The organism is Methyloversatilis discipulorum (genome assembly GCF_018780585.1).
GTDB classification, from domain to species: Bacteria; Pseudomonadota; Gammaproteobacteria; order Burkholderiales; family Rhodocyclaceae; genus Methyloversatilis; species Methyloversatilis discipulorum_B.
On sequence record NZ_JADMJL010000059.1, the window covers coordinates 53,641 to 76,253 of the forward strand.

Annotated in this window: 20 protein-coding genes; 14 read left to right on the top strand and 6 right to left on the bottom strand. The window is 64.1% G+C overall.

All coding sequences use genetic code 11. The features are described 5' to 3' along the window. The first annotated feature begins 14 nt into the window (after positions 1 to 14). A complete protein-coding gene (locus IV112_RS19795) occupies positions 15 to 1,481 on the top strand; it encodes a glutamate synthase subunit beta (RefSeq protein WP_304006613.1) in 1,467 nt (488 codons plus the stop codon). Positions 1,482 to 2,149: 668 nt separating this feature from the next. Here the strand turns inward: IV112_RS19795 and IV112_RS19800 are convergent. Continuing rightward, positions 2,150 to 2,659 (bottom strand): DUF4124 domain-containing protein, encoded by a 510-nt coding sequence (locus IV112_RS19800; protein WP_304006616.1) that lies wholly within the window; start codon positions 2,657 to 2,659, stop codon positions 2,150 to 2,152. A 147-nt stretch (positions 2,660 to 2,806) separates the two neighbouring features. Here IV112_RS19800 and glmU point away from each other — a divergent pair, with 147 nt between their 5' ends. Further along, positions 2,807 to 4,168, top strand: a complete 1,362-nt coding sequence (gene glmU / locus IV112_RS19805) for a bifunctional UDP-N-acetylglucosamine diphosphorylase/glucosamine-1-phosphate N-acetyltransferase GlmU (protein WP_304006619.1) — start codon at positions 2,807 to 2,809, stop codon at positions 4,166 to 4,168. 48 nt (positions 4,169 to 4,216) lie between these two features. After that, complete coding sequence (glmS, locus tag IV112_RS19810) at positions 4,217 to 6,055, top strand: glutamine--fructose-6-phosphate transaminase (isomerizing) (RefSeq protein WP_304006622.1); 1,839 nt, start codon at positions 4,217 to 4,219, stop codon at positions 6,053 to 6,055. A 27-nt stretch (positions 6,056 to 6,082) separates the two neighbouring features. On the opposite strand, the gene IV112_RS19815 is transcribed toward glmS, so the two are convergent. Beyond that, the gene (locus tag IV112_RS19815; protein ID WP_304006624.1) at positions 6,083 to 7,243 is read right to left on the bottom strand and encodes a Fic family protein; all 1,161 of its coding nucleotides are present in this window, start codon (positions 7,241 to 7,243) and stop codon (positions 6,083 to 6,085) included. A gap of 377 nt (positions 7,244 to 7,620) precedes the next feature. Here IV112_RS19815 and IV112_RS19820 point away from each other — a divergent pair, with 377 nt between their 5' ends. Both IV112_RS19820 and IV112_RS19825 read left to right on the top strand, forming a co-directional pair. Then, positions 7,621 to 7,920 (top strand): type II toxin-antitoxin system Phd/YefM family antitoxin, encoded by a 300-nt coding sequence (locus tag IV112_RS19820; protein ID WP_304006627.1) that lies wholly within the window; start codon positions 7,621 to 7,623, stop codon positions 7,918 to 7,920. Beyond that, positions 7,913 to 8,299, top strand: coding sequence for a type II toxin-antitoxin system RelE/ParE family toxin (locus IV112_RS19825; RefSeq protein WP_304006630.1), 387 nt, complete (start codon positions 7,913 to 7,915; stop codon positions 8,297 to 8,299). Before IV112_RS19820 ends, IV112_RS19825 begins: the two co-directional genes overlap by 8 nt. 312 nt (positions 8,300 to 8,611) lie before the next feature. Here the strand turns inward: IV112_RS19825 and IV112_RS19830 are convergent, their stop codons facing one another. Genes IV112_RS19830 through IV112_RS19840 form a run of 3 tightly spaced genes read right to left on the bottom strand, consistent with a single transcriptional unit; the run spans position 8,612 to position 12,263 of the window. Next, positions 8,612 to 10,588 carry a DUF3732 domain-containing protein gene (locus IV112_RS19830; protein WP_304006632.1) on the bottom strand — a complete coding sequence of 659 codons (1,977 nt, stop codon included), beginning with the start codon at positions 10,586 to 10,588 and terminating at the stop codon, positions 8,612 to 8,614. Continuing rightward, on the bottom strand, positions 10,585 to 11,073 hold the full coding sequence (locus IV112_RS19835; protein WP_304006635.1) for a three component ABC system middle component: 489 nt from the start codon (positions 11,071 to 11,073) through the stop codon (positions 10,585 to 10,587). The genes IV112_RS19830 and IV112_RS19835 overlap by 4 nt, the downstream gene beginning before the upstream one ends. Beyond that, positions 11,070 to 12,263, bottom strand: a complete 1,194-nt coding sequence (locus tag IV112_RS19840) for an ABC-three component system protein (protein WP_304006638.1) — start codon at positions 12,261 to 12,263, stop codon at positions 11,070 to 11,072. Before IV112_RS19840 ends, IV112_RS19835 begins: the two co-directional genes overlap by 4 nt. Positions 12,264 to 13,150: 887 nt before the next feature. Between IV112_RS19840 and IV112_RS19845 the strand changes: the two genes are divergently transcribed. The 3 genes from IV112_RS19845 to IV112_RS19855 all read left to right on the top strand — a co-directional run bounded on the left by IV112_RS19845 (position 13,151) and on the right by IV112_RS19855 (position 16,722). Further along, positions 13,151 to 13,582, top strand: coding sequence for an HU family DNA-binding protein (locus IV112_RS19845; RefSeq protein WP_204735904.1), 432 nt, complete (start codon positions 13,151 to 13,153; stop codon positions 13,580 to 13,582). A 225-nt stretch (positions 13,583 to 13,807) separates the two neighbouring features. Further along, positions 13,808 to 15,193, top strand: a complete 1,386-nt coding sequence (locus tag IV112_RS19850) for a toll/interleukin-1 receptor domain-containing protein (RefSeq protein WP_304006644.1) — start codon at positions 13,808 to 13,810, stop codon at positions 15,191 to 15,193. Next, positions 15,190 to 16,722 carry an argonaute/piwi family protein gene (locus IV112_RS19855; RefSeq protein WP_204735898.1) on the top strand — a complete coding sequence of 511 codons (1,533 nt, stop codon included), beginning with the start codon at positions 15,190 to 15,192 and terminating at the stop codon, positions 16,720 to 16,722. Before IV112_RS19850 ends, IV112_RS19855 begins: the two co-directional genes overlap by 4 nt. A 660-nt stretch (positions 16,723 to 17,382) precedes the next feature. On the opposite strand, the gene IV112_RS19860 is transcribed toward IV112_RS19855, so the two are convergent. After that, complete coding sequence (locus IV112_RS19860) at positions 17,383 to 18,312, bottom strand: LysR family transcriptional regulator (RefSeq protein ID WP_100174423.1); 930 nt, start codon at positions 18,310 to 18,312, stop codon at positions 17,383 to 17,385. Positions 18,313 to 18,429: 117 nt separating this feature from the next. On the opposite strand from IV112_RS19860, the gene IV112_RS19865 reads away from it, so the two are divergent. From IV112_RS19865 to IV112_RS19890, 6 genes are all read left to right on the top strand, one after another. Then, positions 18,430 to 19,536 (top strand): YeiH family protein, encoded by a 1,107-nt coding sequence (locus IV112_RS19865; RefSeq protein WP_100174373.1) that lies wholly within the window; start codon positions 18,430 to 18,432, stop codon positions 19,534 to 19,536. A gap of 161 nt (positions 19,537 to 19,697) precedes the next feature. After that, positions 19,698 to 20,129: a nuclear transport factor 2 family protein gene (locus tag IV112_RS19870; RefSeq protein WP_008904227.1), complete on the top strand. Its 432-nt coding sequence runs from the start codon at positions 19,698 to 19,700 to the stop codon at positions 20,127 to 20,129. 48 nt (positions 20,130 to 20,177) lie between these two features. Then, entirely contained in the window at positions 20,178 to 20,567 is a 390-nt protein-coding gene (locus tag IV112_RS19875) for a COG4315 family predicted lipoprotein (RefSeq protein WP_015012967.1), read from the top strand. Between the two features lie 46 nt (positions 20,568 to 20,613). Further along, positions 20,614 to 21,117 carry an RNA polymerase sigma factor gene (locus IV112_RS19880; protein WP_008904230.1) on the top strand — a complete coding sequence of 168 codons (504 nt, stop codon included), beginning with the start codon at positions 20,614 to 20,616 and terminating at the stop codon, positions 21,115 to 21,117. Between the two features lie 19 nt (positions 21,118 to 21,136). Beyond that, positions 21,137 to 22,036 (top strand): anti-sigma factor family protein, encoded by a 900-nt coding sequence (locus IV112_RS19885; protein ID WP_108322911.1) that lies wholly within the window; start codon positions 21,137 to 21,139, stop codon positions 22,034 to 22,036. Positions 22,037 to 22,197: 161 nt separating this feature from the next. Further along, on the top strand, positions 22,198 to 22,613 hold a 416-nt coding region (locus IV112_RS19890), incomplete at its 3' end, for a hypothetical protein (protein WP_438362268.1).

A 22,613-nucleotide genomic window follows, 5' to 3' on the forward strand; every position in this document is an offset into this window, starting at 1 on the left:
GAAAAGAATCGAACATGGGAAAGTCCACCGGTTTTCTTGAGTACCAGCGTCTGTCCGAAGCTTCGCTGCCGGTCGCCGAGCGCGTGCGCAACTACAAGGAGTTCGTGCTCCACCTGAGCGACGAGGAAGCGAAGATCCAGGGTGCGCGCTGCATGGACTGCGGCATCCCGTTCTGCAACAGCGGCTGCCCGGTCAACAACATCATCCCCGACTTCAACGACCTGGTTTATCGCCAGGACTGGAAGCAGGCGATCGAGGTGCTGCACTCGACCAACAACTTCCCGGAATTCACCGGCCGCATCTGTCCGGCGCCGTGCGAAGCCGCCTGTACGCTGAACATCAACAGCGACGCGGTGGGCATCAAGTCGATCGAGCACGCCATCATCGACAAGGCCTGGGAAAACGGCTGGGTGGTGCCGCAACCGCCGGCGAAGAAGACCGGCAAGAAGGTCGCGGTCGTCGGTTCCGGCCCGGCCGGCATGGCCGCCGCGCAGCAACTGGCGCGCGCCGGTCACGACGTGACCGTGTTCGAGAAGAACAGCCGCGTCGGCGGTCTGCTGCGCTACGGCATCCCCGACTTCAAGATGGAAAAGTCGCACATCGACCGCCGCATCGCACAGATGGAAGCCGAAGGCGTGACCTTCCGCACCGGCGTGCAGGTCGGTCCGCTGCCCGAAGGTTCGCCGGTGCACAGCGATGCCGCGACCGTGGTCAGCCCGGAGCAGCTGAAGGCCGAGTTCGACGCCGTCATCCTCGCCGGTGGTGCGGAACAGCCGCGCGACCTGCCGGTGCCGGGCCGCGAACTGGCCGGCGTGCATTTCGCGATGGACTTCCTGCCGCTGCAGAACCGCGTCGTTGCCGGCGACACCGTGCCCGACCAGATCATGGCCACCGGCAAGCACGTAGTCGTGATCGGCGGCGGCGACACCGGCTCCGACTGCGTCGGCACCTCGAACCGTCACGGCGCGGCCAGCGTCATCCAGTTCGAACTGATGCCGCAGCCGCCGGAGTCGGAGAACAAGCCGCTGGTATGGCCCTACTGGCCGATCAAGCTGCGCACCTCGTCCAGCCACGAAGAAGGCTGTGAGCGTGACTGGGCGATCGCCACCAAGGAATTCATCGGCGAGAACGGCAAGGTCACCCAGGTCAAGACCGTGCGCGTCGAGTGGAAGGACGGCCGCATGCAGGAAGTGGCCGGCACCGAGCAACTGCTGAAGGCCGACCTCGTGCTGCTCGCGATGGGCTTCGTCAGCCCGGCTGGCAGCATCATCGAAAGCTTCGGCGTCGAGAAGGACGGCCGTGGCAACGCCCGCGCCACCACCGACGGTGAAGGCTGCTACGCCACCAACGTGCCCAAGGTATTCGCCGCCGGCGACATGCGCCGCGGGCAATCGCTGGTGGTGTGGGCGATCAGAGAAGGGCGCCAATGCGCCCGCGAGGTGGATCAGTTCCTCATGGGTTCGACCACTCTGCCGCGTTGATCTCTCCGCCCCTCTCTGACCGCCCACAGGCGGGGAGTGGGGAACGCCGGCCGACCGGCCGGCGTTGGCGCGGGGCCGGCAGTGCGCACGCGAAGTCGATCAGTTCCTCCTGGGTTCGACCACTCTGCCGCGTTGATCTCTCCGCCCCTCTCTGACCGCCCACAGGCGGGGACAGGGGAACGCCGGCCGCCGGGCCGGTGTTGGCGCGAGGGCCGCAATCGCGAGCAAGCTCGCTCCCACAAGACCTGGCTCGGGTTGGGTCTCGGGTCAGGCGCCTCCCATGTAGGAGCGGTCTTCCGACCGCGACTGCGGCGCCTGAGTAGGAAGCGGTGCTTGATCACAGGCCCCGTCGGGGTCAGAAGACCCCTCCCACAGAACCCTGATTCCGCCTCGGGCCGCAGGTCTGGCGCCCCCCCTGTGGGAGCGGCCTTGGCCGCGACACGGCCGCTGCGGTCCGCCGGCTTCGATACAGGCTGCCGTCGGGGTCAAGACCCCTCCCACAGAACCCCGCCCGGGCTCCGGCTGCGAATCGGGCGCCTCCCCTGTGGGAGCGGCCTTGGCCGCGACGCCGCCGTTGCAGTCCGCGGGCTTCGATGCAGGCTGCTGTCGGGGTCAAGACCCCTCCCACAGAGCCCCGCCCACTCGCCGGCGACCGCTCAAGCGCCCACCTACGGCAACTTTCGCATCAGCACTGGCGGCTCCGGGGGCGGTGCGGGCGGACGGGCTATCGGCGGGTAGAGGGGAGGGTGGCGACGGATGATGCGTGGCGGTACGCCGTACAGGGGCTCCTCGAGCAGAGCCGGATCGTCGCAATCCACACGCCGCTGTTCCAGGCAGCGTCGGCGCGCTTCCGCCATCGCCGCCTCCTGCCGCGCGGCGCTCTCTCGCGCGGCCGACGCACGTTCCCGCTGCAATGCCGATTCGACTTCGCGCTGCACCGCGTCGCGGTCTGCCACGCCACCTGCCGGGGCTGGCGGCGTCGCGGCACGGGCAGGGGGCGGCGAGCCGGTCACGGTGAGCGGATCGATCGTGCGCACCGGCGTCGATTTGCGCCCCTCGGGCGGTGCGTCGCCGTAATTCACGACGCCGCGTTCATCGACCCAGCGGTGCACCGTGTCTCCCGCGAACGACGTCACGGGCAGCATGCACATTGCGGCGTAAAGGGCGACGGCTTTCATGTCGTAGACCTCCCGGTTGAATTGTTAAATCTATGGCAACGCACACGTCGGCAGGTTGCAAACACGCGGTGGGCGAGAACTGCTGCGCAGCAGGCCGTCGTACCCCGAATGCTAGAATCCACGCGGTTTTCCGCCATATGGTGTCCGATGCAGATCGTCATTCTGGCAGCCGGCCAAGGCAAGCGCATGCGCTCCGCCCTGCCCAAGGTGCTGCAACCCCTGTCTGACCGCCCGCTGCTCGGGCATGTGCTGCGCACCGCAGCGTCCCTGAACCCGTCACACACCTGCGTGGTGTACGGCCACGGTGGCGACGCAGTGCGCGCGGCCTTCCCCGATGTCGCGGTCGACTGGGCGCTGCAGGCCGAACAGCTCGGCACCGGTCACGCCGTCCGACAGGCGCTGCCGCACCTGTCGCGCGACGAGCCGGTGCTCATACTTTACGGCGACGTGCCGCTGCTGCGTGCCGACACCCTGGTCAAGCTGGCCGAAGCGGCCGGCAACGACAAGCTCGCCATCCTCACCGTCAGCTTCGACGACCCGACCGGCTATGGCCGCATCGTGCGCGACGGCGAAGGCCGCATCGTGCGCATCGTCGAGCAGAAGGATGCCTCCGAGGCCGAGCGCGCCATCCGCGAAGTGAACACCGGCATCATGGTCGTGCCCGGCGGCAAGCTCGCCGGCTGGCTCGACCAGCTGTCGAACGACAACGCCCAGCGCGAGTACTACTTGACCGACGTGGTCGCCGCCGCCGTGCGCGACGGCGTGCCGGTGGTGAGCACGCAGCCTGCGCGCGTGTCGGAAACGCTGGGCGTGAACGACAAGGCGCAACTGGCCGAACTCGAACGCATCCACCAGCGCGAGAACGCCGAGCGCCTGCTGGCCGAGGGCGTCACGCTGCGCGACCCGGCACGCATCGACGTGCGCGGCGAGCTGGTGTGCGGCCGCGACGTCGAGATCGATATCGGCTGCATCTTCGAAGGTCGCGTCGAACTGGGCGACGGCGTCAAGGTGGGCGCGCACTCGGTGCTGCGCAACGTCACCGTCGCCGCGGGCACCGTCATCGCCCCCTTCTGCCATTTCGACGACGCGGTGGTCGGCGCCGGCTGCCAGCTCGGCCCCTACGCGCGTCTGCGCCCCGGCGCGAACCTGGCGGAAGACGTGCACATCGGCAACTTCGTCGAAGTGAAGAACAGCGACATCGCCGCCCACAGCAAGGCCAACCACCTTGCCTACGTCGGCGACGCCACCGTGGGCAGCCGCGTGAACATCGGCGCCGGCACCATCTGCTGCAACTACGACGGCGCCAACAAATTCCGCACCATCATCGAAGACGACGTGTTCATCGGCTCCGACACCCAGCTGGTTGCGCCGGTCACCGTCGGCCGTGGCGCCACGCTGGGCGCCGGCACCACGCTGACACAGGACGCACCGCCGGGCGAGCTCACCATCTCGCGCGTGCGCCAGACCACCATCACCGGCTGGACCCGGCCGGTGAAGAAAAAGAAATGACCGGGCAGTAACCGACACACAACGCATCGCAACGGCAAAGGATTTCCCATGTGTGGCATCGTCGCGGCCATCGCCGGCCAGAACATCGTTCCCGTCCTGCTCGAAGGGCTGCGCAAGCTCGAATACCGGGGCTATGACTCGGCCGGCCTCGCCGTGCTGAATGGCGCCAACGGCACCGAGCTGCGCCGCCTGCGCTCGGTCGGCCGCGTGGCCGAACTGGCCACCCAGGCCAGCGAACAGAATCTCGACGCGTCGATCGGCATCGCCCACACCCGCTGGGCCACGCACGGCGTGCCGTCCGAGCGCAACGCGCACCCGCACATCAGCGACGGTCTGGCCGTCGTGCACAACGGCATCATCGAGAACTTCGAGCCGCTGCGCGCCCGCCTCACCGGCCTGGGCTACGCGTTCACCTCGGAGACCGACACCGAAGTGATCGCCCATCTGGTGCGTCACCATCTCAAGAGCAACGCGGACCTGCTCGAAGCCGTGCGCGCCACCTGCGGCGAACTGGTCGGCGCCTACGCCATCGCCATCGTCACCGAAGGCGAAGACTCGCGCATCGTCGTCGCCCGCCACGGCTCGCCGCTGGTGCTCGGCCAGTCGGACTCCGGCAACTACGCCGCCTCCGACACCTCGGCGCTGCTGCAGGTCACGCGCAACATGATCTACCTCGAAGACGGCGACATGGCCGAACTTACCCGCGACTCGATGCGCATCATGCGTCTCGACGGCACGCCGGTCGAACGCCCGGTGCAGGTGAGCCAGCTGTCGGCCGACGCGGTCGAACTGGGCAGCTACCGCCACTACATGCAGAAAGAGATTTTCGAGCAGCCGGCCGCGCTGTCGAACACGCTCGAAATGCTGGCCCAGGCGCGCTCGATCACGCCCAACCTGTTCGGCGCCGAGGCCGACAGCGTGTTCCGCTCGGTGCGCCGCGTGCTCGTGCTCGCCTGCGGCACCAGCTTCCACGCCGGCCTGGTGGCCCGCTACTGGCTTGAAGACATCGCCGGCATCGAATGCTCGGTCGAGATCGCCAGCGAGTACCGCTACCGCCGCCCGGTGGCCGACCCCGACACGCTGGTCGTCACCATTTCGCAGTCCGGCGAAACCGCCGACACGCTGGCCGCGCTGAAGTACGCCAAGTCGCTCGGCATGACCCGTACGCTGGCCATCTGCAACGTGCCGGAATCGGCCATCGTGCGCGAATCCAGCCTGCGTTTCATCACCCGCGCCGGCCCGGAAATCGGTGTCGCCTCGACTAAGGCCTACACCACCCAGCTCGCCGCGCTCGCGCTGCTCACGCTGGCCATGGCCAAGACCCGCGGCACGCTCAGCGTCGCGCAGGAAGAGAAATACCTCGGCGCGCTGCGCCACCTGCCGGGCGCGGTCACCCGCGTGCTCGAGCTTGAGCCGCAGATCCAGGCCTGGGCCGAACGCTTCGCCATGAAGCACCACGCCCTCTTCCTCGGCCGCGGTCAGCACTACCCGATCGCGCTCGAAGGCGCGCTCAAGCTCAAGGAAATTTCCTACATCCACGCCGAAGCCTACCCGGCCGGCGAACTTAAGCACGGCCCGCTGGCCCTGGTCGACCGCGACATGCCGGTCATCGCCATCGCCCCGAACGACGCGCTGATCGAAAAGCTCAAGAGCAACATCCAGGAAGTCCGCGCCCGCGGCGGCGAGCTCTACGTCATCGCCGACGCCGGCACCGAAATGGTCGAAGGCGAGGGCGTGCACATCCTGAACATGCCGGAGAACTACGGCCTGCTGTCACCGGTGCTGCACGTCGTGCCGCTGCAACTGCTGGCTTATCACGCCGCGCTGGTGAAGGGCACCGACGTGGACAAGCCGCGGAATCTGGCGAAGAGCGTGACGGTGGAGTGAAGCGCGCCGCGCGCGCTTCACGGTCATTCATCCCGGGCGGTTCAGTGCGTCGGGTATGAAGCCTTCCGCCGTCAGTGCGCGGATCACGCCACGCAGCAGCACGCTGTTGCTGAATCCCACGGTGTACTGGCGTGCGCCGTCGCGGATCGGCACGAGCATCCGGCGTTCCACCAGCTTGCGGATCTGGTAGGTGCGTTGGGCCTCCGTCATGCCGGGCATCGCCTCTTTCAGGTCGCCTGCCTTGGCAATCCCTGCGTGGGCCGTCGCCATGAGTACCCGCTCTTCCATCTGCGTCAATGACTCGCGTTCGCGCGCGTGGTGCAGCGCTGGCGTCAGGATGCGTTCGATGAGGTAGCGCTGGTCGGTCAGCCGGGCCACCTTGTCCAGTTCGTCGCGCACACCGGACAGCACGTAGATGCACCACGCCTCGCGCCCTTCCTGTGTGCCGGTGTCGGCCTGACTGAGCGTCGCGTAGTAGCGGTCGCGGTCGTTGCAGAACACCGCGGTCGGATTCAGCACGCGTCCGCCAGCCCTGACGTCGAATCCGTACTTGATCATCAAGGTGTAGGTCAGCAACCGTACTACTCGTCCGTTGCCGTTGCCAAAGGGGTGTATCCACGCGAAACGATGGTGGGCGAGCGCGACCTTGATCAGGTCGTACTTGGGCGGGTCAGGCTGATTGATGAAGGCCACCAGCTCGCTCATGTACTGCGGCACCTGCATCGCCTCAGGTGGGAGGTGGTCGGACTGCGAAATCCGCACCGACCCCTGGCGGTAGGCGCCGGGGGTGGCATCACCCTCCCGCTGCAGGTCGCGCACCGTCAGCGCATGCAGCTCGCGCACAAGATGCTCGGTGATGTCTTCGCCGGGTGCGAAATGCGCCTCGATGAAGGCCATGGCCTCTTCGATATTGGCCATCTCGCGCAGCGTGTCGCTCACGCTTGCCGCCCCCTCTTCGAGCCGGCTCTCGACGTAGTCGGCCAGCGTGGTGTGGTTGCCTTCGATACGGGCCGACCCGAGGCTTTCCAGCATGTGGAAGATCTGCTTGAGCTGGAAGAACACCGGCGCAGGCGTGCTGCCTTCCAGCCGGAGACGGCGCAGATGTTCGAGCTCGGTCACCACATCGACCAGGGGTGAGTCGAAGGTGGTGTTGAGCAGACTCAGATCATGATGGCGGAAGGCAGGCATGAGCGGCCCCTGTGCCGAAGTGAAGGCAAAGCCGTAGATTATCTGTAATTGACGATCTTTGTATCTTCAATGAAGCGATAAAAATTACGCTAAAACAATCACCTGAGATTTCTCTCAAGGAAAGGTATCTTGAAAATTTCCGGCACTTTTCTGCAATTTCTCCCGTGCGCATCTTGAACACGCGTGCCGGACGAGGTGCTGTTTCAGACCATGCAGATGGACCAGCGCCTTGTTCTCCCCGCCGGGCCACGGATCAGCCCTCGGACATGCGCCCCTGCATCGCACGCTCGCAGCAGATGAACAGACCCATGTAGCACCACTCCACTTGACTCGATAGACTGTACAGAATTCTGTCACCTTTCTATCGGGAGCCTGCCATGGGTTTTTCAGCGCGCGACGTGGTGCCCTTCACCCAGGCACGCGCCAATCTTTCGGAACTGGCCGAGCAGGCCAAGGCTGGCGCCGAGAAGATCATCACCAAGAACGGCGAAAGCTATGTCGCGCTGATCGACGCCGACCGGCTGGACTACTACCACCGGCTGGAACGCGAGCGCATCCATCTGCTTCTGCTTGAAGACGCCCGTCGCGGTCTGGACGACATTGCAGCTGGACGAACCCGGCCGGCCGATGCGGCAATCGCCGGTCTCCAGAAGCGTCGCGCGACGACACGTGGCTGAAGACCTTTACGGGGTTGAGCTGACCGACAGCTTCCTGGCGCGCCTCGAAGCCCTCGAAGCCTTTCTGATCGAAGCCGATGCAGGCGCGGCCTTCGACGACCTGCTCGATCAGTTGCGCAGCACGGTCATCCCCAATCTGGCCCGCTTTCCTCGCATCGGTCGGCGCTACCTCGACCACTTGCCCCAATCCGCCGAGGCAATCAGCTTGCTCGCCGCCATGCCGACAGGGGCCGCCGATTCCCTTCGCGAGTATCTGCACGGCGACTACCTCATGCTCTACACCGTGGCCGATGAGCTGGCGACGGTCTATCTGCTGACGATCCGCCACCATCGGCAGTTGTCGTTCGATTTCGCGGGGCTTTGGCCGGCGGGAAGTTGAGTGTAGAGCGCTAGTGTCGTCGGTTTGCTGTCTGATCACGCAGGGGCGGTTGATGACGGTTCCCTAGCGCGGTCGCCCACGACACGCCGGTCATCGCTATCGCGCCGAACGACGCGCTGATCGAAAAGCTCAAGAGCAACATCCAGGAAGTCCGCGCCCGCGGCGGCGAGCTCTACGTCATCGCCGACGCCGGCACCGAAATGGTCGAAGGCGAGGGCGTGCACATCCTGAACATGCCGGAGAACGGAGTGTTGCCAATGTATGATCAAAGCAAACGTAGTTCGTCATTCTGATTTCGCATTGCGGATGGCCTTAGTTGCTCCAGCTGGGCCAGTCTTGCGGCACCAGCGCTGGCGGATTCATCCAAGGCTCTTCGACTAGGGCGTCCTGGAACCAGGCTTCACCGAAGTTGGCATGTTCGGTGACGATGAGCTGGAAGCCTGGGACGAGCTTCGTGGTGTAGTTCAGCAGCGTTTCGAACAGCTTCTTGGCGGCCTCAAGGTCGGCGTCCACGCGTTTGACCTGCTCCGCATCCCCCGCCACGGATTCGTAGATGGTCTGCGATGGGAAATAGACCTGCGTCGGCTGGTCCAGCATCAGGAAGCGAGGAATAGGGATGCGGTTTTCCGATGCGTAGTGGTGCAGGGCCAGCAGAGCCGAGATGTGATACGCCAACCAGTTCGCGCCCCCGCCAGTGCGAATCATCGGAACTGGATTGCCGGGACGCTGCACCACGACGGTCAGGTTGCGCATGTCCAGCCGGAATGGAAACTCCGAGAAGAAGGCCTTGAACTCTTTCACCAGCGAGGTCATGGTGTTGGAGATGTGGGTAATGACTGATTCCATGCGCGCGTCTGCATCGTCGTCGGCGCCCGCGGTCTGGTTAATCTGGTCGAGCTTCGCCTGCAGCCGCTCGACTTTCAGCTTCAACGTGCTGATGGAATTGCTTGGATTCAAGCTTTCCAGGTAGAAGCTGACTCGGCCTTGAACCTTCAGAGCGCGAGCGTTAGCTTCCTCTTCCGCTGCGGCCTTCTCATCGGTCAGGACCACAGCGTTGAGGTTGACTTCGACCTCACGGATGGCGTTCTTCAGTCGGCTGGAGCGCTCGGTAAGCAGTGCTAGGTGCTCATCCAGGCGAGGGCGCGCGCCGCCGACGTGCTCAAGCTCGCCGTCCAGGCTCGATAGCTCAGCCATCAGCGATTGAGCGATGCCATCCATACGGGCGTCTTCCTCTTTCAGGAACGGCCACTGCCAGGCGCCATTCGAAGCACGCGGCAATGCATTGATGGACTCAAGGCGGGAACGCTGTTCCTGGGCTTCGGACTGGAAGTCTGACGCGCCCTTCATGTACCTCTGCGCGGATTCAATCTGGTCCAGGATCTGGCGGCGCTCGGTCCGCAGATTTGAACGACGTGCCTGTAGCTTCGCCATTTCACTCTCGGCCATGAGCGCTACCTGCACGGGCCGCCAGCTAAGGACTTCCCGAAGGGATGCGATAAGGTCGCTCTCGGCGCTGTCCGTGCTCGGCCCGGCACGGACTGGCGAATTGCTGAAGGGAATACCCACAGTCCGCGCCTCAGCTAACAGGCCCAATCCGCGCGTATCCAGCGCATCCTCCGTCTCCTGCGCCAGCTTCAGTTCTTTCTGAGCAATCTTCAGCTCGCGCTGTGTGGCACGTCGATTCGCTTCAGTCTCCATGTCGCCGACGTCGGAGATGCCAAAGAGGACGGCAAAGGTGTCACGGATGGTCTGGGGAAGGTGTTCTTCTGCCTGTCGGTAGAACAGTAGTTCCTTGCTGGCCACCAGACCCTGCTTCTGGAAGAGATAGAACGACGTATGTTTGATGTTGACGGAATAGCCGGTGCGGCTGCTGCGCTCCGGGACAGACGTCTTGGTCTCCGGGATGCCGAGCAGGGACGAAAGCAGTTCATGGACAAGCTCGTCGCCACCATTGTGCTTTAGGGCGTTGAAATCCGGCGTCTTAATCTGGCTGCCACGCATGACCATTGCGAGCGAGCACTGAACCTTCCCCGGCTTGGGGTTCGGCTTGGCGACGAATACCTGCTCGTGTGGAAACTGGAACGTGACCGCGAACCAAGACACCTTTTCGCGGATGAAGCCCTCCGCAATCTTGCACTCGTCCTCGCCCATGCAGTACTCGACGATGTCGGAGAGGGACGACTTACCCGTCGAGGCTAGGCCGGTGATGATGTTCAACCCGTCGGGATTCAGAGTGAGGTCACGCCTGCGACCGTCGTGGCTGTAGATGTGAATCGAGGCAATTTTCATGGGCGGATGGACAAACTGGCGTAGATCGTCACGCGGTCGTTAATTTGGGCGAAATCGCGACCGAGGACTACTGCTGCGGTACGGCATCTCTCTGCGTCGTCGGTGCCCAACGGCTGAGGTGACACGCGTCTGGGTACAAGACTGATGCAGCCGGCATCATCCACCCTAATACAGTCCTTGCTTGCGAGCAGTGCGAAGGCCTCTGTGGCGTACTGGACAAGCGCTCGCGCCCGCTCAGCGAAGTTGACCAGCAAGTCCGGGCGCAGTGCGAAGACCCGCAACACCGACAGCCGCTTCTTCGCCAGAATCTCGTCACGCGAGGCCTGATGCAGGCACATCGGTAGCACAAGCAGCGTTAAGGAGTACGGCATTGGTTGCCCGGCGATACGCTCGTACTCACGGATGGCCGCTGCCAAGACCACCGCGCAGAACGCCGGGTTGAAGAGGTTCCGCTCTTCAAACGGGCGGGATGACCAGTCCCTCATGCAGGCACTTTCGATGCGGCAGCCTTAAGGCGCTCAAGAAACTGCGGATGCCAGTGCACGCGCGGCATCGGCTTCTCGTCAGCGAGGATGTGGAAGCTACCGCGGCGAACGAAGTCCTCCATTACGTCCTTGCGGATTTGTAGGCCCTTGGACTGGTTCTCTGCCCAGTCATACAGCTGACGCCCTGCAGCTTGGTACTCGGCCTCGTTCTGTGGTGCCTTCACCATGGCCCAGCCTCTGGCGCGCTTCCACTCTTCGACCAGACGCAGCTCGAACTTGCGAATCTCGCCGCCAACAAGGGCGTTGACGCGCGTCCAATGCGCGCGTTGGGAGAACGCCCGGTAGAAGTCCAGGATGGCCATCTCCAAGCTGTCGCTGGACATGCCAATCGCCCGCAGCTGCTCGACGAACTGCCGGGTGTCCTTCATCGCGTCAATTCCCTCGTCAGGGTAGGCGTCGTCGAAGGTGATTGGCAGCCGCTCATCGTAGTACTCGCTGTTTACCTGCGCGAACTTCGCCCAGACCTCAGCGCCGGTAATGGGCTTGCGCTCGTCCTGGATGAGCTCGATAGCTTCCCTGAGCCACCAACCTTCCATCCGTTCGCGGACATCAGTGCGGAACTTCGCAGCTACCGACTTCAGGAGCGGGGCGAAGGCCGAATCGAGCTCCATGATTCGCAGCGAACTGTCGGCAATCACGATGCGGGCTAGGAAGTCGTTCTGTTGGGTCGCGGTCAACGAGTTGAACGTGGTAACGATCTGCGCACTCAACGCCGCCTTCGAGCCCTTGAGCTCGGCGACGAGCTGCTTTGCAAAGTCCGCTGGCTTTTCATCAGCACCGTCGAGGAAGTACCGAAGCAACGAGGTTGGGCCGACGCGCGCCGTTGTTGCCATGCAATACGAGTGGTCGCAAGCGAGGTTGCCGTCGCGGATGTACCGGTCGAGCCAGATCCGGACGGACTTCCAAAAGTCGGTCGACAGCGTTCCGACGGTCTCGCCGATCTTCTTGTGCTTGAGCGAAACAAGCGTCTTTCTACCGTCGACGTCACGCAGTTCGACGTCGTCATCGGCCTCGATGAGCAGTGCTTGGCTCTCGTCCTGCTTCATCAGGTGCGCGAGCGCAAAGCGAATCTGATAGACGTAGCCGAGCCCCTGCTCGCCGGCTGCGTACTTGTCCGTGTGTGTTGCCACTGGTCCTCCCTTGCTTGCCCGCGACCAATCACGGGTCAGATGCCCATGTCCTGGGTCTTCAGGTTCCTGCCGCTACAGGAATCATATCCATCGACTGGAGCGTTCGTTCGTGCCGGTACGCTGTTTGATCCGCGGTCCAGCGCCTGGAGCCAAGAGTGAAGTCGTCGGTCAGAACCACCGGCGTCCACTGACCGATGTTTATGTTCGCCGCCGATTCTGTCCGCGGCTCTGAATGACTCAATCAGTCTGAAGCCGCGACCCGGCTAGTAAGGACGCCGCGGAAGCGCCACCCGATAGCGGGAGGCAGCGCAACCTCTAGCGCCTTCACACCGATTTGGCACTTTAGTGACAGTGATAAGGCTGAGAGCCGGCGTGACAACCGTTCCTATCAGTGCCGCCTGAGTGTGCATGAGCAAACGAGACTGTCGCCAATGCCACCAAGAACAAAGCAATTCCTCTCCTCATATCCGTTCTCCTTTTCGGGTTGAAGCAAATCAGAATCTTCTCGTGCCACCAGCGTAGCTAGAACAGCAAGTCGAGAAGCCACGCACTCACACAGTGCGCCATGTCAAATCTAAGGGCTCGACGCCCTGGCAATATCCTCTATATGTGGGAGCAATGACCACTACCGTGAGAAAGTTGCAGTTTCCCTAGATGGAAGAATGCGGCAGCCTAGCTGACACGGCGCCCGCGACGACGCGAGCTACCTAGTTGTCGTAGCGACGAACGACTGCGTAGCCGCTGTTCCACCCTGGTCGCCCTGGGCGAAGTTCAGGGCTATCCAGCCATTAGGCTCGACGGCTCTTGAACTTCGCGTGGTCGCTCAACGTTTCTACAATCGTGTTGCGCACTTTGCGCATTTTCATCACTCGAAAGTAGATAAATCCATGGCAACTGCAAAGAAGACCACGGCTGCGAAGAAGGCAGCACCCGTCGCGAAAAAGGCTGTCGCAGCCCCCAAGGCCGCTGTGGCCAAGAAGCCGGCCGCGAGCCTGGCGCTCCTGAGGCCGATCAAGACCGCCTTCAACAAGACTACGCTGCAAGCTCACCTGGCTGAAGTCGCCGGCGTCGATCCGAAGGCCGCCAAAGCGGTCCTGGCAGCACTGGAAGCCACGATCGTTGCCTCCATGAGCAAGAAGGGCCTGGGCGAGTTCACGCTGCCAGGTCTGCTCAAGATCACCGCGCAGGCGATTCCGGCGAAGAAGAAGCGCCGCGGCATCGACCCCTTCACCAAGGTCGAGCGCGAATTCGCAGCCAAGCCCGCCACCGTGCGCGTGAAGGTCCGCCCCCTGAAGAAGATCAAGGACGCCTCCCTCTAAGGTGTCCCGGGCGCTTGGCCGCAAGCTGAGCGCCCAGTTCAGCAGCGCTGTATCTGGGGGCAAGCCACGAAGAGCCCCACTAAGCCAATCCTGCGCACTCCAAGAAGCTCGTGCTCACGCTGGTCGAACGCCCGTTCCAGACGGCAGTCTCTCGTCGGGGGACGATCGAACGCTCCCGCTCATGCCGGAAGCTGACATTCGCTCAGCATCGCAGACAATGCCTAGATGAGCCGCCAATCCATTTTCATCAGCCATGCCACGCCTGAGGACAATGGCTTTGTGAGTTGGCTTGGCGCTCGCTTGGAGCTTTCGGGATTCTCCGTCTGGCACGATCTCGGCCGCCTCAAGGGCGGCGACTACTTCTGGGACAAGATTGAACGGGCCATCCGGAATGAGTCCTACCGCTTCTTGGCCGTGGTCTCCACGGTCGCGGTGGACAAGCAAGGCGTTAAGGACGAATGGGCGCTGGCTCAGACCATTGAGAAGTCGATGCCGGGCTTCGTGATCCCGCTGCGCTTAGACAAGTACGATTTCTCGCTGCTGCCCATCGGGATCCACCGCAAGAACGTGATCGACTTCGCCAACGGATGGCACGCGGGCTTGGCCGACCTGCTCGACACGTTGACCGAGGCCAATGCGCCCAAGGTGGCGGCCCCCGATCCGCGCTCCGCCAGGCACTGGCTCGCCGAAGTGAAGGAGGGCGCGATATTGCGCACCGAGTCTAAGGAATCGCTGGACTCGACATGGCTCAGCGTTGTCTCGCTGCCACCGATCGAGACCGCCCGCATCTTGGGAAGCGAGCGAGAGATCAAGGTCACTGACCTCAACCGCGGCATCCCTTGGTTCGAGCATGAGGACCGCATCGTCGGCTTCGCCAAGGCGGCCGACCTCGTCTCCAACATGTCCAAGTCGGTCATGCTCAAGGCCTCCGCTGGCGTGGACTCGACCATGTTCATTCAAAGCGGCGCCACTTTCGGCGACAAGTACGTCGATGAGCGTGAGGCCCGCAAGCGCGTCGCCAACCTCGTGCGGCAGGCCTGGGAGCTCGCTATGGAGGCCAAGGGCCTCGGCGTCTTTGAGCAAGCTGGCGGGCGCAAGGTCTTCTATGTCACGCCCGAGCTCACCAAGGGTCGCGGCGAGAAGGTCGCATTCATTGACGTCGATGGCCGGAAGCGCCGTAAAGGGCTCAATGGCCGCAGCGAGAAGAAGAAGGCCAATTGGTGCTACGCAGTGGGCATGGTGCCCCAGTTCGACGAGCCGTGGCGGATCGAGCTGCGCGCCACAATCGTCTTCACCGATGAAGAAGGCAAGCCGTTCGACGTGCCAGCAAAGGCGCACCGCCTGAGAATGAGCTTTTGCCGCAGTTGGTGGAATGACCGCTGGCGCGGCTTCCTGCGTGCCTTCCTCGCCGTAGTCGCAGACGGTGCTACAGAGATCCAGCTGCCAGTGGGCTCGGGCCGCGAGGTCGTTGTGTCTGCCACGCCGATCATGTTCAGTTCGCCCGTGGGCCTCTCCGACTTGGCGCCATCCATCGACGACGATCCTGTCGATGAGCCCGACGACGAATTGGGCGAGGTCGATGACTTCGACGCCGACGACGTTCCGGCATGACCCTCGAACTCAATCTGATCGAGATCGCTGAGCCCGAGCTGCTTTTCGGCTATGGGCAGTCCATGGAGCATCCCAAGGACGGCCTGCTGCTGTATGGCCCAAAGGAGAGCCCTCAGGCGGGGTCGAAGCTGCGCATCGGCGTGGTCTCCACAAAGGAGGGCCTGCGCCGGTACTCGGCGTGCGTAGCGCGCTTGGCCAAGCCCATCGCACCGGCGCTGGCTGACAACCCCAACCACACCATGTTTCCGGGCTTCCAAGCCCTGTTCGGCGTGGAGTGGCCCACTCAGCCCGCGACATGGCTGGAAATCGACGCTGCCGCGCTTGCCAATGCGATCCGCATCTCAGATCGCCACCAGGCGATCCACAAGGCCGTCTCTCTCTATTCCGATGCGATCGCCAACCACTTGCGCGACGGCAGCGAATCGACCATCGATCTGTGGATGGCCGTCGTGCCCGAGGATGTCCACAAGTATTGCCGCCCGCAGTCCAAAGTCGAGGCCAGCCAGAAGCAGCGCTCCGGCGTGCTGATGGACAAGGCGGCGGCGACCCGGCTGCTCAAGGCTCCGGGCCTGTTCGAGGAAGACAACGCGTCGGCCGAGATTTACCTCTACGAGCTCGACTTCCACAATCAGCTCAAAGCCCGGCTGTTGGAGCACAAGGCGGCGGTGCAAGTGGTCCGCGAGACCACGCTCGCACCCGAAGAATTCGTCCGCGAGAACGGCATGCCTGGCCGTGGCCTTCAAGACCCTGCGACCCTTGCGTGGAATCTCGCCACGACCTGCTTCTTCAAGTCCGGCGGCAAGCCTTGGCAGCTTGCGGCATCGCGCCCGGGCGTCTGCTATGTCGGCATCGTCTTCAAGAAGGATTCGTCTTCGGCCGAGCCGGGCAACGCCTGCTGCGGCGCCCAGATGTTCCTCGACTCCGGCGACGGCGTCGTGTTTCGCGGAGCGGTCGGCCCATGGCTCACCTCGACCAAGGACGACTTTCACCTCCCCAAGGAGAAGGCCAAATCCCTGATGGCGATGGTCGTGGACTCATATCGCAAGAACCATCGCGGTGAGGCCCCCAAGGAGCTCTTCATCCACGGTAAGACGCGTTTCTCGGCCGAGGAGTGGGAGGGCTTCAAGGAAACCGTGCCTCCCGAGACCAATGTGGTGTGCGTACGTATCCGCCAGGACGCGGGCCTGAAGCTCTACCGGCACGGCACGATAAACATCGCCCGAGGTGTGGGCTGGGTTAGATCGCGGTGGATGGCGTATCTCTGGACCAAAGGCTTCGTGCCGAGGTTGCAGACCTATGCCGGCCGCGAGGTGCCCAACCCGCTGTCGATCGAGATTTGCCGAGGGGTGGCGGACATCAAGCAGGTCATGGCGGACGTGCTCGCCCTGACCAAGCTCAATTACAACGCGTGCATCTTCGGAGACGGCGTACCGGTGACACTACGCTTCGCCGATGCGGTCGGTGAAATCTTGACGGCTGCGCCTCGGAAGAACGAGCTGCCTCCACTCCCGTTTCGCTACTACATCTGACTCGATACCCGAAGGGAATAACACGGCTTGGCTTCAGAGGGTGACTGACAGCAAGCTCTGCACAGTCGTAGTTCGGTGCTCGACAGGCGCCTTCAGACTGATTGCTGCCACTTAGGTTCGACGGCAGAGTCCATGGGCGCCACCGCAAGCGGTCGCTCACCGGTCAGGATCTCAAGCGACCGATCGATTACCTGTACCGGTCGTTCGGCACTGTAGCGAAGTGCAAAGTTCTGGAATGGCCCTTTGCGTCACGGACGAAACGGTGTTCTGGACCCTGGGCAGGCCTTCTTCAAGCGCCAGCAGGGAGGGCGAATCACTTCTTTTGGTCCTTCAGTGTCCGTAGCGCAATACCCGCCACCCGGGTTCCCAGTGCTCCTCAAAGTGCGTGATAGACGGGCAATAGTTCACTTTGACCTGATGCTGTTGCAACATTCTGATCATTGCTCTCGCCGCAAATAAAGAAGGAGACAAGGGGTGGCCGTTGGATCGCAATGCCCAAGACATCGCGTGCGGTATGTGGATATGCGGCAGTCTTGACCTCGCCATCCGCATCCGGCATTTGTGCAGGTGAGCCTGCCGTGAATCTCGTTGAAGGTGCGTGGATAAGCTTTGAGCGCCGACTGGCGAGCTGCTCAGGCCTGACCTCGATGGAGTCACATTTCATGGCGCCGTTTTCTCGGCGCCAGATACCTGGTCGACAAATGCCAGCAGCGAAGCGGTGGGCTGTTTGTCGCGATGCACGACCAGGTGAGATTGTCGGAGCTGCCGCGGCAAGGTCGTGGCGATGCGGCACAGGCGGCCGGCCTCCAAAGCGTCGCTCACGACCCACGACGAAAGGCAGGCCACCCCCATACCCGCCTCGGCCGCATGTTTGATCGCCTCCGAACTTCCCAGCTCGATGCTTCGACGGTAGGAGCGCAAGTGGGGCAGCAGACTTTGGTCGGTGGCCTCGCGCGTTCCCGAGCCCAACTCACGCACCAGCCAGACCCCTTCACGCAGTGTCCGCATTGGCACCCGCTCGCCGGCCAGGCTCATTCGTGCCCACGCGCTGTCGGGCGATGTAACGACCACCATCTCGTCCTGGTGCCATGGCGTGACGGCCAGCGCCGCTTGGTGGCAAGGCCCTTCGATCAGGCCCACGTCCAGTTCAAACGCAGCGACCGCGTCACAGATGGCCGCCGTGTTTCCGATCACGACCTTTGAGCGCCAGGCACTGGCATGGCCCGGTTGCGCTGCGACAAAACGGGCCAGCAGCCTGGGCAGCACATAGTTGCCGATGGTGGTGCTGGCGCCGATGCGCAGCGACTGCGCCTGGGCGCTGCCATCGCGGGACATCAACTCGATGCCGGCGGCACCGTCCAGCAGCGCCAGGGCCCGCGGCAGTAACGCACGGCCGTTGTCGTTGAGCAGCAGGCGCTTGCCCGCGCGGTCGAACAGGCGCAGCGACAGCAGCCGCTCAAGTTCATTCACGGCCGAGCTGGTGGCCGACTGCGACAGCGCGATCTCGGCGCTGGCTGCCGTGGTAGTGCCGCTGCGCGCAACCGCCACGAAGATCTGCAGCTGTCGCAGCGTGAGGCGAAGGGTATTCATGGCGGATTTGTTTGCAAAGCGATCAGATGGGTACATCTTAGCGATACAACCCGTTTGACGGGTCATCTATGAAGCCGGAAGCTTCGTCCTCATGAACTTCAACCGGAGGCAAGCAGCATGACCATCAACGTACTTCCTGAGCCACGCACATCGGCCTCTGCATCGGCTTTCGCACGCATGCTCCCCGGCCTGGCCCTGAGCGGCGCCTTGGCTGCCACCGGTATCGCGCTGGGCCGCATCGCCTGGCTGCAGGACCATGGCTTCAGTGCGCTGACGCTGGCCATCGTGCTGGGCATGATCGTGGGCAACACGGTTTACCCGTGGGCCCCGCGCTGGGCGGTAGCCAGCGGCGCCGGCGTCAACTTCTCCAAGCAGAACCTGCTTCGCCTGGGCGTGGTGCTGTACGGCCTGCGGCTCACCGTGCAGGACATTGACCATGTTGGCATAGCTGGTGTCGCCATCGACACAATGATATTGGGCTCGACCTTCGCACTGGCCTGCCTCATCGGCACGCGCTGGCTGGGCCTGGAGCGCAAGACGGCGATGCTGATCGGCGCTGGCAGTGCCATCTGCGGCGCTGCTGCGGTGATGGCCGCCGAGCCGGTGGTCAAGGCGCGCGCCGAGCAGGTCACGGTGGCGGTGGCCACGGTGGTGGTGTTCGGCACGCTGGCGATCTTCCTGTACCCGGCGCTGTTCGAGCTGAACCGGCACTGGGCGCTGATCCCCGGCGGCGCCAACGGGTTCGGCATCTACGTCGGATCGACCATCCACGAGGTGGCCCAGGTGGTGGCCGCAGCACGTTCGGTGGGCCCGGACGCAGCCAACTCGGCCGTCATCGCGAAGATGGTTCGAGTAATGATGCTGGCGCCGTTCCTGGTGATGCTGTCGGCTTGGCTGGCGCGCGACAGCACCCTGCAAGCCCTGGTGGAGGCAGAGCATGCTCACGCCAAGGGTCAACTCGCTGTGCCCTGGTTCGCCTTCGGCTTCGTCGCGGTTGTGTTGCTCAATTCGCTGCAATGGCTGCCGGCGTCGGTGGTGGCAGTGACGATCGAGATTGACACCGCGCTGCTGGCGATGGCGATGGCTGCGCTCGGCCTGGCCACGCACATCGGCGCCATTCGCAAGGCCGGGGCCAAGCCGCTGCTGCTGGCGTTGATCTTGTTCGGCTGGCTCATCGTCGGAGGCGCGCTCATCAACCGCTGGGTGCCGGCCCTGCTGGGCTGAAGCCTCGAATTCACGGCCCAGGGCCCTGACCCTAAATTTCTTTGCACGCTCTGGAATAGACCGCATGCCGACGCCGTCTGCTCTTTTGTCGGGACCTATCGGACCCTTCGTCCAGCACTCACCCCCCTTCACTTCACACCAACCCTTCATCGGAGCCCACAATGTTCAAGACTTTCGCTTTCGCCGCCACCGCCCTGACGCTCGCCTCCGGCAGCGCCTTCGCCGCCCCCAGCGACGACGCCCGCACGCACTTCCAGGCCATCGCCTCGGGCGACACCCAGATCGTCATGCGTGCCTATGCCGACCAGGCCCAGCTGAACTGGGTAGGCGGCCCACTCGACGGCACCTATGCCACCACCGATGCCATTCGCGGCACCTGGGAGAAGTTCGGCAAGGCCGTCGGCCCACTGAAGCTCACAGTCGGCCAGATTGAAGAATCGGCCAACCCCAAGGGCGCCACCGTCTCGGCCAACGTCGTCTTCGAAGGCAAGATGCCCATCAAGGTGCGCTACGTGCTGACGTTCCGTGAAGGCAAGATCGTCAGTGAAACCTGGCAGATCGACCCCAAGCTGGCGGTGGCTGCGGCTTACTGAACGGCACGCAGCGTGGCTACTCTCCACCAGACCCTAAAGGACAACCCCATGAAGCACCTTTCGACTCTGGCCGCGCTGCTGATCACAGCGGCTTCCTTCGCGGCACCACTCACCGGCGCTATGGCTGCCGACGCGCCGGCCAAGCTCGCCAACGGCGCGCTGGTCGACGCCAAGGGCATGACGCTCTACACCTTCGACAAGGACGTGGCAGGCAGCGGCAAGAGCACCTGCAACGGCGGCTGCGCCGCGCTGTGGCCGCCCGCGATGGCCGCCGCCAGCGACCAACCCGCCGGTGCATACACGATCGTCATGCGCGACGACGGTGCGCGCCAGTGGGCCTACAAGGGCAAGCCGGTGTACACCTACCAGGCCGACCAGAAGCCCGGCGACCGCGCCGGCGACAACTTCAAAGACGTCTGGCACATCATCAAGGAATGACATTTGCTGTCGACTTCCGTCCAGACCCTCAGGCCACGACCCCCCGATGCAAGACGACGCAAGCCTGCTGAGCTGGGTGCCGCGCCTGCGCCGCTATTCGCGCGCACTGGTGAACAACCGTGACGACGCCGACGATTTGGTGCAGGACACGCTGGAGCGGGCCTGGGCCAAGTCGAACCTGTGGGGCGGCGTGGCCGACATGCGCGCCTGGCTCTTCAGCATCATGCACAACCTGCACGTCGATGGCGTGCGCCGTCCCAGGCTGCACACCGTGACCATGGACGACGACACGCCCGAAGTGCCGGTGGCGCCGACACAAACCGACAGGCTGGCTGTACTGGATCTGCAGGCTGCACTGGACTTGCTGCCCGTCGAGCAGAAGGAAGTGCTTCTTCTGGTGACGCTGGAAGACATGGCCTATGCCGATGTGGCGCAGGCCCTGGGTATCCCCATCGGCACCGTGATGTCGCGCCTGTCGCGAGGCCGTGAGCGCCTGCGCGGCCTGATGGAAGGCCGCGCAGAACCGGTGCGGCTGAAAGTCGTCAAATGAATGTATTGCGAAGCAACCCATGAATACCGACCGTCCGCCACCGTCCATTCCCCCGGTCACCGAGGCCGACCTGCATGCGTTCGTTGATGGCCGCCTGCCCGCTGAGCGCCAGGTCGAGATCGCCGCTTATCTGGCCGCACGCCCTGAAGACGCGCAGCGCTTGGAGGCCTACCGGGCGCATAAGCGCGAACTGCACGCCTTGTTCGATCCCGTGCTGGATGAACAGCCGCCGCAGCGCCTGCTGAAATCGGCGCGCCCGCGCGCCGTGCCGCAGACGCCTTGGTACCTCCAGCGCCTGGCCGCTGGGATCGCCATCGCCGTCATCAGCGGCGCCACAGGCTGGGGCTTGCGGGGCGGCCTGCCCGCGGGGGGCGACGATGCCGGCCGCATGGCCGCCGCGGCACCCGCCGAGCGCGGCCTGACGCTGGCGTCAGCGGGCGGCTTCGCGCAGCGCGCGGCGGTGGCTCACGCGGTATACAGTCCCGACCCGCGCCGCCCGGTCGAGGTGGACGCGGCGCACGAAGACCAGCTCGTGGCCTGGCTGTCCAAGCGCATGGGCGCGCCGATGAAGCCGCCGTACCTGCAGGCCCAGGGCTATACGCTGGAAGGCGGGCGCCTGTTGCCGGGCGGCCAGGGGCCGGTGGCGCAGTTCATGTACCGCAACGAGCTCGGCAGCAAACTGACGCTGTACGTATCCAACGATGTCGCCGACGTGGGCAGTGCCGCGGGGCCGGACAAGGCACTGCAGGCCAGCGTGAAGAACACAGACACGGCCTTCCGCTTCGCACGCGAAGGTGTGGTCAATGTCTTCTACTGGGTCGACGGTCCCTTCGGCTACGCCCTGTCGTCCGACGCCGACCGCAGCGTGCTGGCGCAGGTGTCGGCCGAGGTCTATCGGCAACTTGGCACCCCGCGCTGAAGGCCAGGGCGGCGTCGGCGCGACGCGCTGTCGGCATGCCCAGGGAATGAAACGGCCCGAGCCGCGCTCTTGACCTGAAGCAAGCGCTGGGCAGTGGTTCATCGGCGGCTCCCGGCCCACGACCCAAGCGATCACTCTCCACACCAACTCAGAAAGCACACATGACCACCCAACGCCGCGACATTCTCAAGTACACCCTGGCCGCCGCGGCAGCCAGCGCGCTGCCCGCAGCACATGCCCAGGCCCCGTCCGGCGCTTCAGCGGGAGCCGCAGCCACCGGCATCGACCCGCGCGACCGCGTCTTCATCACCAATGAAGACTCCAACACGCTGGTCGTCATCGATCCGAAGACGAACACCGTCGAGAGCACGATCAACCTGACCAGCTTCGACGAAGACCCGCGGCCTCCATTTCGCTACGTCACCGCCGGCGTGGCGCCGACACACGCGGCGATGATCCACAAGCCGCTGTACCACGGCTGCATCGACGCCCACGGCGCGGTGCCGTCGCCCGACGGCCGGCTGCTGGCCACCAGCGGGCGCGGCTCCAGCAACATTTATCTGATCGACGCCGAGCA